We start from the raw sequence: 12,716 nt of genomic DNA on the forward strand, positions 1-12,716 counted from the left end.
GATTAAATCACCTTTAATTCCCTGTCACAATAAGCCCATGAGATAATTCATAATGGTGTTGCAATGATCAATCTTCAATTAAGCCGTTCACAATTAATCGCTCTGATACTTATTCCTAGTATATTTTTTGTTGCCTTTTTGAGCCCTCTATCTTTGCCGCTCGATAACAAACAACTTTTATCTGCCTGTTTAATTTTATCGGCTCTCGTTCTCTTAGCCACCAGCGCAATCTCTGAACACCTCAGTATGCTTATCTTTATGACCGCCGCTATGTTGCTAGCTATAGCACCTGCCGAGGTTGTATTTTCTGGCTTTAGCTCAACAGCTTGCTGGCTTATCTTTTCCGGTTTAATTATTGGTATAGCGGTTAATGAAACGGGGCTAGCAAAACGTATAGGCAACACTTTTACTGGCCGATTAGATAAAAGCTACACCCATCTTATTAGTGGCATTGTTTTACTCTCTATTTTGCTTGGTTTTCTTATGCCCTCCTCTATAGGTAGGGCTGTACTTTTAATCCCTATTGCAATGGCGATGGGAACAAGTTGCGGTTTTAAAGAGGGGAGTAATGGTCAAATTGGTGTTGCGCTTGCTGCTGCCTTTGGTTGTCATGTACCTACCTTTGCAGTACTACCCGCCAACGTACCTAATATGGTATTGATCGGCGCCGCTGAAACTATGCATAACTGGACACCTATGTATGCAGAATACTTACTACTGCATTTCCCCGTCTTAGGTTTTATCAAAGCCCTGCTCATTATTGCTGTCATTGTCTGGTTATTTCCCGATACACCTACACGCTCTAGCCGATCTGTAGCTAAAGAACCTGTATCTAAACAGGAATATAAACTGATGGTTATTATGATGGTCACTCTCGGTTTTTGGTTAACCGATTCTCTCCATCATATCTCAGCAGCTTGGATAGGTTTGGCAGCGGTTTGCATACTATTAATGCCTAGGATTGGCGTGGTAAGCCAGCAAAGTTTCCAGAAGAAATTTAATATTAGCTCGCTGGTATTTGTTGTTGGTGTACTAGGTGTTGGAGCTTTAATTAACTATAGCGGCATAGGTGATGTGGTTGGCGAGCAGCTTAATACGTGGTTACCACTTTCAAGCGAACACCCGTTACTGAGCTATCTTTCTCTCTCCCTTACTGCTTTTACTACCGGCATGGTTGCAACACTTCCCGGTGTGCCCGCCATACTAACCCCTTTCGCTGAGCAGATGAGTGATAAAAGTGGTTTCACATTAGAGGCGGTGCTGATGACTCAAGTATTGGGCTTCTCTACCATTCTTTTTCCTTTCCAATCAGCCCCCTTAATGGTGGGAATGCAATTGGCTGGGGTATCGATTAGACATGCCGCTAAACTTTGCTTTGTCTTAACCCCTATTACCATTTTAGTCCTATTTCCCTTAGATTACCTCTGGTGGAAAATACTTGGCTGGTTATAAAGCCCACTATAATAACCATACTTTTTATAATAGAACTAAGAGATGATGTTAGTTAAGCGCAAGAAAAACTACTATCTTTGTTTACTCAAGCTTTTCTTCTTTTTACCTTGAGTCATTGAATGCTCACGCATTCTAATCTTATCCTTTGCAAGATATTGTGGCGTACTTAGGTACGCCTTTTTTTTCTACAATACCCCTTCTATAGCGTGAACAAATCTCACTATTGTTTCACTGAAATAAGCTATAATTGAGAAGATTGTAAGGGAGATATTCTAATGGCTATTACTGTGACAGGCGCTTCGGCTGGCTCACTTAATCAATTTAATCAGATTCAAACCCGTGTTAATCAATATGATCAACAACTTGCCTCGGGCAAACGTATTAATGAATCTGCGGTTGATCCTGCGGGCCTCCAAGTCTTTCTACAGTTACAAGGGCAAGAGTTAGGCAATAATACCGCCATTAAAAATAGCTTAGATGGTATATCAGCTCTGCAAATTGCCGAGGGCAGCGTCAACCAAGTCAATGATTCCTTACAGCAGATCAGAGAACTATCCGTTCAAGCTCAAAACGGAACACTTAATAGCAATGATAAAGCGTCATTACAGAAACAAGCCGACGCTTTACTTGAAGGTATTAAAGACAGTCTTTCTCAATCCTCATTTAATGGCCAATCCCTTCTTTCCCAAGACGGCGAGTTAAAACTTCAGACGGGGCCTGATTCTGAAAACTCTCAAAACATTACGACATACAATCTAGCCGACACATTAGACGAACTAGGCTTATTTTCAATTGATATTACTGAGAGTGCAGCGCTTGATCAGCTAGATAACGCACAAGACTTTTTGACAACCGTATCTAGCGAAATTGGCGCGAACCAAAATAGGCTCGACAGCACGATCAATCAACTGGCTGAAACAAGTCTAAATAGCGCGGAGGCAGCCTCTAGGATTGGAGACACCGATTATGCGAAAGCACTCTCTGAGCGCTCTGCGGCACTGGTCCAGCAAGAGGTTGGAATTGCAATGCAAGCACAAGCAAATGCTAACCGAGGTTTAGTCCTTAACTTATTGGCCAGCTAAATACCCCCTCTTCAACGATAGTTACAGTCCCTATTTTCGAGTTATTTATGACCTTAGAAAGCGCATTATCATTTTTTGTGGCAGTGTTTATTTTTAGTATTACTCCCGGCCCAGGTATCTTTGCCATTTTAGCCCGCGCTCTAACAAAAGGTGCGCCTGCTTGTCTTATGCTAGCGTTAGGCATGACCATTAGTGATATTTTATACCTAGTTGCAGCCTGTTATGGTTTGGCTGTTATTGCCACCCATTGGAGTGAGCTATTTACTTTTATTCGAATCTTAGGGGCTTGCTACCTTCTCTACTTAGGCTGGAAAATGTGGCATGCCCCGTTAGATTTGACGGAGGCTAATGGTGAGAAACAATCCGAAGGCATAATGGGATTTATTCAAGGCTTTCTCATCTCTGCCTCAAACCCTAAAGTGATTCTGTTTTATATCGCTTTTTTACCTACATTTATGGATCTAACTGCACTCGATAATATGGATATAGCACTCGCCTCCTTTCTAACATTAGTTAGCTTGATGAGTGGTTTAATGCTGATCGCACTTTTTGCTAGTAAAGCACGTCGCTGGTTTAAATCAGAGAAAGCGGTTAACCGTCTGAATAAAAGTGCAGGTTCCATTATGGCCGGAGCAGGCTTATTTCTGATTACTCGACACTGATATTCGAGAATAAAAAAAGGGTATAAATCAGCGATCTATACCCTTTTTAATTCTTGATTATCTAAGGTTCATTTCAAATACTTGGCATGAAACCTAAGATGATCCTCAATAAAGCTAGCCATAAAATAATAGCTATGATCATAACCATTGTGATAACGCAGCTCCAACGGAAAGCCCATATCAACAGCCACTTGGGAAAGCGCTTCTGGCTTCAGTTGCTCCTTCAAGAAATCATCCAATGTTCCTTGATCAACTAACATAGGTAGGGTCGATGTTGCTTGTTTAATAAGCTCACAACTATCGTACGCTTTCCATGTTTCCGTGTTACGACCTAAATAAGCAGTAAACGCCTTTTGCCCCCAAGGACACTTCATTGGGTTAGTGATGGGGCTAAACGCCGATACTGACTGATACTTGTCGATATTTTTTAGCGCAATAGTTAAGGCGCCGTGTCCCCCCATTGAATGACCGAAAATTGAACGTTTATCCGTCACCGGAAACATCTCTTCGATCAGTGCCGGTAGCTCTTTAGTGATGTAATCATACATCTGATAATGCTGCTTCCAAGGCTCTTCTGTAGCATTAAGATAGAAACCCGCACCTTGGCCTAAATCATAGTTATCATCATCAGCAACGCCTTCACCCCGAGGGCTAGTATCGGGTGCAACAATCGCAACCCCAAGCTCAGCCGCAACTCTTTGCGCACCAGCTTTTTGAGTGAAGTTTTCATCAGTACAGGTCAAACCAGATAACCAGTAGATAACAGGCACTTTAGCCCCATCATTCACTTGAGGTGGTAAAAAGATGCTAAATCGCATCGTACAATTTAAGACAGATGATTGATGATTATATTGCTTTAACCAACCATCAAAACATTTGTTTTGACTCAGGTTTTCAATACTCATAGGAACTCCTTAACGAGGACACCGAAAAGAGGCTTTGAAATAAAGCCTCTTGATGATGGAACCTTATTTATCGAAATGAATAACGCTACGAATACTCTTACCTTCGTGCATTAAATCAAACGCCTCGTTAATCGACTCTAGACCCATTGTATGCGTAATAAAGTCATCAAGCCTAAACTCACCTGACATATAGCGCTCAACGATATCAGGCAGCTCTGAGCGGCCTTTTACACCGCCAAACGCACTACCACGCCATACGCGTCCAGTTACTAATTGGAAAGGTCTGGTAGAGATCTCTTGCCCTGCGCCAGCCACACCAATAATAACCGACTCGCCCCAGCCTTTATGACAGCATTCCAAAGCCGAACGCATAATATCCACATTGCCTATACATTCAAATGAGTAATCAACGCCGCCATCCGTTAGTTCAACAATGACCTCTTGGATTGGCTTATCGTAGTCTTTAGGGTTAATACAATCCGTCGCCCCAAGTTTCTTAGCCAATTCAAACTTACTTTCATTAATATCAATCGCGATAATACGGCTCGCTTTAGCCATAGTCGCACCAATAACCGCAGATAGACCAATGCCGCCCATACCAAAGATGGCAACCGTAGCACCCTCTTCAACTTTGGCGGTGTTCATTACTGCGCCCATACCTGTAGTTACACCACAACCAAGTAAGCAGACTTCCTCTAATGGCGCATCTTTATTGACTTTAGCTAAAGAGATTTCAGGAAGAACGGTAAATTCAGAGAAGGTTGAACAACCCATATAATGATAGATAGGCTGACCATCTTTATAGAAACGTGTAGTTCCATCGGGCATCAAGCCTTTGCCTTGAGTCTCACGGATCTTCTGGCATAAGTTTGTTTTACCGGATTTACAAAATTTACACTCACCGCACTCAGGGGTATAAAGAGGAATAACATGATCGCCTACCGCAACACTAGTGACGCCTTCGCCAATGGCTTCAACAACACCACCCCCTTCGTGACCTAGAATTGCAGGAAAAATACCCTCTGGGTCTTCACCCGATAAGGTAAAAGCATCAGTATGACATACGCCGGAAGCGATAATACGAACTAATACCTCACCTTTTTGTGGTGGCATTACATCCACTTCTTCAACAGATAGCGGTTGATTTGGACCCCAAGCAATGGCCGCTTTCGACTTAATCATCTTCTCACTCATATCTACCTCTAGCAGTCTTGAATATTTACGATGACTCCATTGTAGTTAATTACCTCAAAGTTATAATCTATGATTTTAATAAATGTCTTTTACTATATAGTAACAATAAAGTGGAAACGGGAGCGGTAATGTACAGTTGGGAGGGTATTGCAGAATTTGTTGCGGTAGCAGAAACCGAGAGTTTTACTGCGGCCTCACGCCAGCTAAGCATATCCACGGCTCAAGTGAGTCGCCAGATCAGCGCCTTAGAAAAGCGCCTATCGACAAAACTGTTCTATAGAACCACGCGCAAGGTATCCATCACCGAAGCAGGCGGTATCTATTACCAACACTGTCGCCAATTATTAGATGGACTTGGTGAAGCTGAGCGGGTTCTTACACAATTACAAAACACACCAAAAGGACGGCTGCGCTTAACCGCTCCCACATCCTTTGGTGAGAGTAAGATAGCGCCTATGCTAAATGACTTCTCCCTCCTCTACCCTGAATTAGAGATTGAATGCCTATTTACCAATCAAAAAATAGATCTGGTTGATTCCGGCTTTGATCTAGCCATTAGGCTCGGCAAGCTGGACGACTCAAGCATGATGGCAAAACGGCTAGCCTCAAGACGGTTGTTTGTCTGTGCCTCTCCCACCTATCTATCCAACCATGGAGAGCCACACCTACTTACAGAGCTGGAACAACATAACTGCTTACAAGGAACACTTCAGTTTTGGCGATTTCAGGAAAACGGACAGGAACATAATATTAAGATACATGGGAGCTTAAATTTTAATAGTGGCCCCGCCCTCGTTGATGCGGCGCTTAAAGGCTTAGGCCTTGTTCAACTACCTGATTACTATGTACAGGAACACCTTGATAGCCACCAATTAATCCCCCTGCTGGAAAACTATCAACCCGACGATGAGGGTATCTGGGCGTTATATCCACAGAACAGATATGTATCACCTAAAGTCCGGTTGCTTATCGATTATATGTCTACCCACTTGGCAATGTAGATCTATCCCTTTGCCACTAAACGCCTTTAGTATTTAGAAAGCTGCTGGTCATGCCATTTAGATAAAAGCAGTAAACAACTGATCGCGCCCAATAGTGCACAGCCCATATCTGACTGAGTATCCCAGATATAACCTTGTGTACCTAAGAACGCATCTGCATCTTGACCTATAGCTAAAGCAACCCACCATTCCAACAATTCATAAAAAGCACTCACCGCTAGGCAGATCGAGATAATAAAAAAATTCAGCCACGTAGCACCGTTGACTACTGCTTTTCTAAGTAATATCTCCCTAGCTAAAAGTGCAGGCACAAAACCTTGAGCAAAGTGCCCTACTTTATCGTAGTTATTACGTTCACCACCTAAGCCATCTCTTAGCCAATCAAATAGAGGAACCTCGGCGTAGGTATAGTGACCTCCCACCATTAAAATAATGCAATGTATTAAGATAAACAGATACAAGAGAGGCGTTAATCTAAAGCGATTATAGGTCACTATTAATAAGCCAACGCCAAGCAGTGCAGGTAATACCTCTAAAAACCACGTCATCTGCTCTTTCGGATGAATACCTGACCAGACCAGTACTGTAATGAAAACAGCTATCCAGATATATTTTAATACTGTCTCCACTGACACTAACCTCAACGTTGCCATGTACTTAAAACGATTACTCAATATAACCAAAAGCGTCCTAAAAAGCTTAGACAGATCCATTAAATAACTTGGCACCTCCTTTGCTTTTACCTATATGAAACTAAATAAATCAATGTAAATAACTGGCTGTAGTTAGATATCGAAGAACTCGAGCACCAATATTGTGCAATTTACTACCTAACACTTCGATGATCGCCCTTATATACACCAGATTCTCAGTACGCCGTTATTTACGATAGTGAGGAGATTTGAATGGACAAGTTAGCGATGACCGATGCTATAGTCACAGCCAAAATAGAGAAGAAACTAAGCTGGGAAAAAATAGGGACTGATCTCGGCATGTCTCCTGTATGGCTCACATCTGCCTGCCTTGGCATGAACAGCGCCTCCCCAGAGGCCGCTAAGAAAATCACCGATTATTTAGGCTTAGGCCCAGAAGTTACAACTGCTTTAGAAGCTTATCCAACAAAGGTTTGGGATCAGCAAGTGCCAACAGATCCACTTATCTACCGATTATATGAGGTAGTTGGAGTCTATGGAGAAACACTGAAAGAGGTGATCCAAGAAAAATTTGGGGATGGCATTATGAGTGCAATCGACTTTTCCATGGAGGTCGATAAGATTGAAGACCCTAAAGGTGACCGCGTATTACTCACGCTAAATGGTAAATTCCTACCTTATAAAAGCTGGTAAATATAACTAAGTAGTGTGCAGTTTTTGAATACAGAAAAAAACTGCACCTCACTTCAGGAGCAAAATTAGGGATAAGGGATAAGGGATAAGGGATAAGGGATAAGGGATAAGGGATAAGGGATAAGGGTTAGCTGTAATAAATTTTGAGCTTATCAGCAACCCGGTCTAAATCCACCTTAATAGGTTTATCCGATTCCCGCCTACCAGCGGGGTTTAAACGGTTAGAAAACAGCTGCCGGTCTAAATCTGTACGTTGATTTTTATCTTGACGGCGATCGATCAGAGAGTGACGTCTTTCTGGCCCATCAAACAGTGAGAACAGATAACTTGTCCACCACTCCTCAGCAAGCGGTAGGCTAGGAATATCGGGACTCAGCTTTTGTTCGTCTTTATCTATCCAAAAATAAACAATGCCCGATGAACTTAGATCTTTAACCAATCTCAATGAACCGTCCAACTTATCCATAAGAAACGACAATACTGCTTATGCCGATATCGAATTAAACACTAGCAATCTAACAAGCGTTTGAAATACTACTGTAAAATATAGTACCACTGAGCAATAAGTCAACGAATTAAGCGCGGCGCAGTTTATTCAGTTTCTTTTTAGACAGATCAAAATCGACTTCTACATTAAGGTCTGAGCGACGTCGCCCTTTCGTTAATCCCTTTCGTTTAGAGAAGAAAATCTGTACACCCCGCAAATTTATCTTCTGAGATTCAGAACGACGATCAAGCATCCGACAGCGCCGCTCTCGCCCCGAGTAGGTTTCAAAATGATAATGAATTAACCACTCTTCCGCATACTGCTTTGTCGGTAGATTGGGACTGACTTTCTTTCGCTGATTATTAATCCAGTAATAAACAAACTGATAATTATGGAAATCTTTTATAAGTTTCAACATAGCAAGGCGCCACCTTGTTCACATCCTGTTTTATAACAATGCAGTTATCGCTTATTCATTAATAATTGAAACGATAAAATCAGTGTAGACGTCTAAATTGAAAAGCTGAATGAGAATTTTTCATACATAAGGAATTAGAAAGTGGAGAGATAGTACTAGAAGTAAAGATTGGGGGTGACCCCGCCAGCCACATTCCGGCACATGAATCCATCGCTGTGGCTGCTCCCTTCCGGGCCTGACCAGGTTCACGATTTATCATTGCGGAAGGACCAACAGGGCCACCATCGCGTGGCCTGTAAGCCTTGCCTTAAGGGCGTTTCCGTAAGACAGGCGCGCAGTATACCAGTGAAAAAACAAGATGCAAATGCAATATGCTTAACTTATTGTTTTTTAGTCTTTCTATGTTTCAAAACCACCTAAATAGCTCAACAAAAGTGCTTAATCATCCCCGTAGTGCTTTAGTAACTTTCTGACATACCACCATATAACCCCTGCCATAATCGGTACAGAACAACTGAGCACCATTAAGACCTGATCCCGAAGAATATCCGCTGAAACTGTATTTCTAATCGACCGTTCCAACAGATCAAATGCATAATAGGTCACCACGATAATAGTGAAACTTTCCAATTTCGCTTGTAAACGTAACTGTCTTCTTGCTCGATCATTTAGCCCTTCCAATAACTGCTGGTTCTGCCGTTCAATTGAAAGATCTACTTGGGAGCGTATCAACTCTGTTGCTCTAGCAATACGACGTGAAAGTCGCTCTAAACGCTCATTAGCTGCGATACAGGTTCGTTTAGCAGGGTCTAACCGTCTATCCATAAACTGCTGGACCGTCTGTAAACCGACAATTCTCTCCTCCCTTAACTCAGCTATCCGGCTATCAACAACAGCAAAGTAAGCCTGGGAAGCGGAAAAACGGTTCGCGGTTTCGGCAGACAAGGCTTCTACATCAGCCGCCAAGGCCATTAACCTTTTAAGCAGCTCAGGTGCATCAGCATTAGTGGCAATCTCATGGGTTATTTCAGATAAGGATTGATCCATCTCTGTTAATTGAGGCATCAACGCTTGCGCAATGGGATAGGCAAGTAACGCAGTATGACGATAGGTTTCGATCTCACATAAACGTTGTAATAAGCGCCCTGCTTGGAACGTTTTCAAGGCGGTATTATGCACTACCATAGTGACAAACCCCATTTCATCATCAGGATAAAAATCGGTCCAAACCTTTGCTGCACCACCCATCACTTCAGCACCAGACACCTGATGTATACCAAAAAATTCTTTTAAGTTAGGTTTAGCTTGCTGTCCAGAAAAGAAGATTTTAACCCCACACAAAAGCTCACCTGGCAGGGATTCCCATAGCCCGGTTAGTTTTTCCACCTTAGCTGAATCCAGTTGATAAAGCGTTAAGGTATAAAATTCATTATGTGGTTCATAACGAACTCCGTATAAATCATTCTCCACATAGAAGAAGCCATCAACTGTCTCAGGCATTGATACATTAATTTTTGAGAGCAGCTGACTTAAAGCATCACTTAACTCTTGCTCCCCACCCGCACCGTAAAAGGCAGCAATATGCACTAAACCTAAGTTCGATTTAAAGCGCTGAAAAGGTCGAGCATGCACCTCTTGGGTGATCTGATTACGTAACGGATGGTTCTGCATGGGATAACTCTCATAGATCTTCTTTACACATATACTAAAGTCCTATGACTAAAACTTATAGCTTTTCTAAAAAGAATTAACTTTAAATAATAAAACCGGATATGAACGAAGATTCCCAAAAGATAGGGCTATACTGAGACGAGAAAGATCGTAATTTACTGATATTGATCTAATTTTTTTCTGTTTTAGATGGATCAATTATTGCGGCAATATTTATAGGCCCATACACTAACTTAAGTATATGCGTCTTGGAATAATCAAAGGTAAAGCAACATGGATGAACACTTTAATCAATTAGGCCTTTCACGTCAGCCAATCTTCGATCGTAACCTTAACGTTGTTGCTTACGAACTGCTCTACCATTCCGAAAATGGTAATGAGGTAGCAAAATTTTTAAACGGCGATCAGGAAGCCTGCAATGTGCTGATTAATAACTTCACCAGCATCTATGATTCAGGCACTTTAAAATCACTACCCGCTTTTCTCAATGTTACTGAGAGTTTTATCAAAACAGAGAGTTTACCAAGCTTATCCCGCCATAATTTAGTCATTGAGATCCAAATAGATCAGGAGATCACACCAAAACTCCTTAATTCACTTAAAGGTTATGTCGAAGCCGGATACCGTCTAGTCATCGATGACTTTACCTATTCTGAAAAATACAATCCCCTACTTGAGCTTGCCCATGTAGTTAGGGTTGATATCATCAAACATAGTCAGTCTGATATATCGGCCCATTTAAAACAGATTCAACGTTTTAAAGTCACAGCCTTGGCAGAAAATGTTGGAAGTTACGAGGAGTATGAAACCTGCTATAAATTGGGGTTTCGACTATTCCAAGGTAACTTCTTATCGCAACCCACAAAAATCCAAGGGAAGAAGTTAACCTCTAACCAAGCCATTGTGATTCATCTACTGGCGGCCCTTCAAGATGAGGATGTAACCGCAGCGACCCTCTCGGACATTATCTGTCGGGACCCTCAGCTCACTTTTAAGCTTTTACGTATAGTTAACTCTGCACAGTACAATTTACCGAATAAAATAGAAAATTTAACCCAAGCGATTGTTGCTCTAGGTTTAAATGAAATAAACAAATGGGCCACTCTTTTAGCTCTATCGAGCAATAATGATAAGCCAAGTGAACTGATACGGCAGATACTTATCACCGCACGTATGTGTGAATTTATAGCCCAAGCAACTGATGGAATTGACCCTGAATTAGCTTTTATCACAGGGGTGCTATCCATCTTAGACGCACTACTTGGAGTAGAACAAAGTACGCTTCTCGGCCAATTATCTGTATCAGAAGATATTGTGAGAGCTATTTCCGGTTATGAGGGTAAAGCAGGAAAACTATTACAAACAGTTAATTTCTATATAATCGGTCAATCTAGTTTCACCCTCCCTGAGGAACTACGTAAGCTATATGCTGAAGCTTATTTTGAATCACTACGCTGGAGCAATGAAGCTATGCAGATGATGGAGGGAAGTCACCTGTAGAGGAAAGACTTATTTAAATTAACTTTAGACTGAGCTATTTTCCAATAATTCTTCCAACTCTGAGCGTACCCAACAGCACATAGGGTCATGCTGAAAGCGTTCATGCCAATAAAAATAAAACGTCACATTCGGCAGATCAACCTCTTTTGGCAGTGGTCGAATAACTAAGTCATCATTAAACATTAAATGCTTACCCATAATCTCTGGCAATGTGAAAACCAGATCCGAACCACTACAAAACGCTGAAACAGACATGAAATTAGCTAAACGAAGCATAATTTTTCGCTTATAGCCCATCTCTGTTAATACTTCATCCATGACTCCCGGTCCTTTACCAGTAATAGAAACTAGACCATGGGGAGCGGCAACATATTGCTCTAGTGTCATCCCTTTAGCTAAAGGGTTATTTTTATCCATCACACAAACATGGTTCGTCTTAACCACCTCCATCCTTCGATACTGATCCTGCACGGTTTTTGGCTGTAAACCTGTTGCTAAAAAATGCACCTCCCCTTGCTCTAAAAGATCAAAGTGTTCACTCCGCTGTGGCACAATTTCAACACGTAAATTAGGCGCCTTAAGACGTAACATCCTGACAACTGAAGGCATTAACAAAACAAGCTCTAAATCTAAACCCGTTAATTTCAATACACCTTCAGCTTTGCTTGGATCAAAATGTTCGGGCTGCATAATGCCTTCTACATCTAACAAAACCTGCTTAAGCTGCTGGCGAATAGTAACTGCACGAGCGCTCAGATCGTAACCACTGAGCGTTCTAACTAAAATAGGATCATCGAGTGTCTGCCGTAAGCGCTGTAAAGCTCGGCTTACTGCTGGCTGGCTCATTTGCAATTTGTTTGCTGCTTTAGAAACATGCTGCTCATCGAGAAGCACTTGAAGCACAACAAGTAAATTAAGATCGACTGAACGTAAATTCATTTAAGGCATAACCATGATGTTAAATATGCATTGGACGCATTAATAATCGGTCTTTATAT

13 protein-coding genes and 1 other RNA gene are annotated in these 12,716 nt (G+C 41.8%); 6 read left to right on the forward strand and 8 right to left on the reverse strand.

The window, feature by feature from the left end:
• Positions 1 to 63: 63 nt before the first annotated feature.
• The 3 genes from Q4486_RS04645 (at position 64) to Q4486_RS04655 (ending at position 3,196) form a co-directional block, all read left to right on the forward strand.
• Complete coding sequence (locus tag Q4486_RS04645) at positions 64 to 1,452, forward strand: SLC13 family permease (protein WP_303417060.1); 1,389 nt, start codon at positions 64 to 66, stop codon at positions 1,450 to 1,452.
• Positions 1,453 to 1,727: 275 nt separating this feature from the next.
• Positions 1,728 to 2,534, forward strand: coding sequence for a flagellin (locus Q4486_RS04650; protein WP_303518532.1), 807 nt, complete (start codon positions 1,728 to 1,730; stop codon positions 2,532 to 2,534).
• 47 nt (positions 2,535 to 2,581) lie between these two features.
• Complete coding sequence (locus tag Q4486_RS04655; protein ID WP_303417063.1) at positions 2,582 to 3,196, forward strand: LysE family translocator; 615 nt, start codon at positions 2,582 to 2,584, stop codon at positions 3,194 to 3,196.
• A gap of 68 nt (positions 3,197 to 3,264) precedes the next feature.
• Here Q4486_RS04655 and fghA read toward each other — a convergent pair whose 3' ends face one another.
• Positions 3,265 to 4,101 (reverse strand): S-formylglutathione hydrolase, encoded by an 837-nt coding sequence (fghA, locus tag Q4486_RS04660; RefSeq protein ID WP_303518534.1) that lies wholly within the window; start codon positions 4,099 to 4,101, stop codon positions 3,265 to 3,267.
• 63 nt (positions 4,102 to 4,164) lie between these two features.
• Positions 4,165 to 5,283 (reverse strand): S-(hydroxymethyl)glutathione dehydrogenase/class III alcohol dehydrogenase, encoded by a 1,119-nt coding sequence (locus tag Q4486_RS04665; RefSeq protein WP_303417236.1) that lies wholly within the window; start codon positions 5,281 to 5,283, stop codon positions 4,165 to 4,167.
• Positions 5,284 to 5,423: 140 nt separating this feature from the next.
• Between Q4486_RS04665 and Q4486_RS04670 the strand changes: the two genes are divergently transcribed.
• Positions 5,424 to 6,296, forward strand: a complete 873-nt coding sequence (locus tag Q4486_RS04670) for a LysR substrate-binding domain-containing protein (RefSeq protein ID WP_303417067.1) — start codon at positions 5,424 to 5,426, stop codon at positions 6,294 to 6,296.
• A gap of 26 nt (positions 6,297 to 6,322) precedes the next feature.
• Here the strand turns inward: Q4486_RS04670 and Q4486_RS04675 are convergent, their stop codons facing one another.
• The gene (locus Q4486_RS04675) at positions 6,323 to 6,925 is read right to left on the reverse strand and encodes a DUF2238 domain-containing protein (RefSeq protein ID WP_303518536.1); all 603 of its coding nucleotides are present in this window, start codon (positions 6,923 to 6,925) and stop codon (positions 6,323 to 6,325) included.
• 276 nt (positions 6,926 to 7,201) lie between these two features.
• On the opposite strand from Q4486_RS04675, the gene cynS reads away from it, so the two are divergent.
• Positions 7,202 to 7,642, forward strand: a complete 441-nt coding sequence (cynS, locus tag Q4486_RS04680; protein ID WP_303417070.1) for a cyanase — start codon at positions 7,202 to 7,204, stop codon at positions 7,640 to 7,642.
• 127 nt (positions 7,643 to 7,769) lie between these two features.
• Here cynS and Q4486_RS04685 read toward each other — a convergent pair whose 3' ends face one another.
• From Q4486_RS04685 to Q4486_RS04700, 4 genes are all read right to left on the reverse strand, one after another.
• Complete coding sequence (locus Q4486_RS04685; protein ID WP_303417071.1) at positions 7,770 to 8,108, reverse strand: hypothetical protein; 339 nt, start codon at positions 8,106 to 8,108, stop codon at positions 7,770 to 7,772.
• Between the two features lie 109 nt (positions 8,109 to 8,217).
• Entirely contained in the window at positions 8,218 to 8,547 is a 330-nt protein-coding gene (locus Q4486_RS04690; RefSeq protein ID WP_303518537.1) for a hypothetical protein, read from the reverse strand.
• A 178-nt stretch (positions 8,548 to 8,725) separates the two neighbouring features.
• Positions 8,726 to 8,822: signal recognition particle sRNA small type (gene ffs, locus Q4486_RS04695), an RNA gene on the reverse strand.
• Between the two features lie 163 nt (positions 8,823 to 8,985).
• Complete coding sequence (locus Q4486_RS04700; protein WP_303417075.1) at positions 8,986 to 10,218, reverse strand: DUF3422 family protein; 1,233 nt, start codon at positions 10,216 to 10,218, stop codon at positions 8,986 to 8,988.
• A gap of 273 nt (positions 10,219 to 10,491) precedes the next feature.
• On the opposite strand from Q4486_RS04700, the gene Q4486_RS04705 reads away from it, so the two are divergent.
• The gene (locus Q4486_RS04705) at positions 10,492 to 11,718 is read left to right on the forward strand and encodes an EAL and HDOD domain-containing protein (RefSeq protein WP_303518538.1); all 1,227 of its coding nucleotides are present in this window, start codon (positions 10,492 to 10,494) and stop codon (positions 11,716 to 11,718) included.
• 24 nt (positions 11,719 to 11,742) lie between these two features.
• Here the strand turns inward: Q4486_RS04705 and Q4486_RS04710 are convergent, their stop codons facing one another.
• Positions 11,743 to 12,657, reverse strand: coding sequence for a LysR family transcriptional regulator (locus Q4486_RS04710; protein ID WP_303518540.1), 915 nt, complete (start codon positions 12,655 to 12,657; stop codon positions 11,743 to 11,745).
• Positions 12,658 to 12,716 lie beyond the last annotated feature (59 nt).

Origin of the sequence: Neptuniibacter sp. 2_MG-2023 (assembly GCF_030547495.1) — a bacterium.
In the GTDB taxonomy this organism is placed as follows: domain Bacteria; phylum Pseudomonadota; class Gammaproteobacteria; order Pseudomonadales; family Balneatricaceae; genus Neptuniibacter.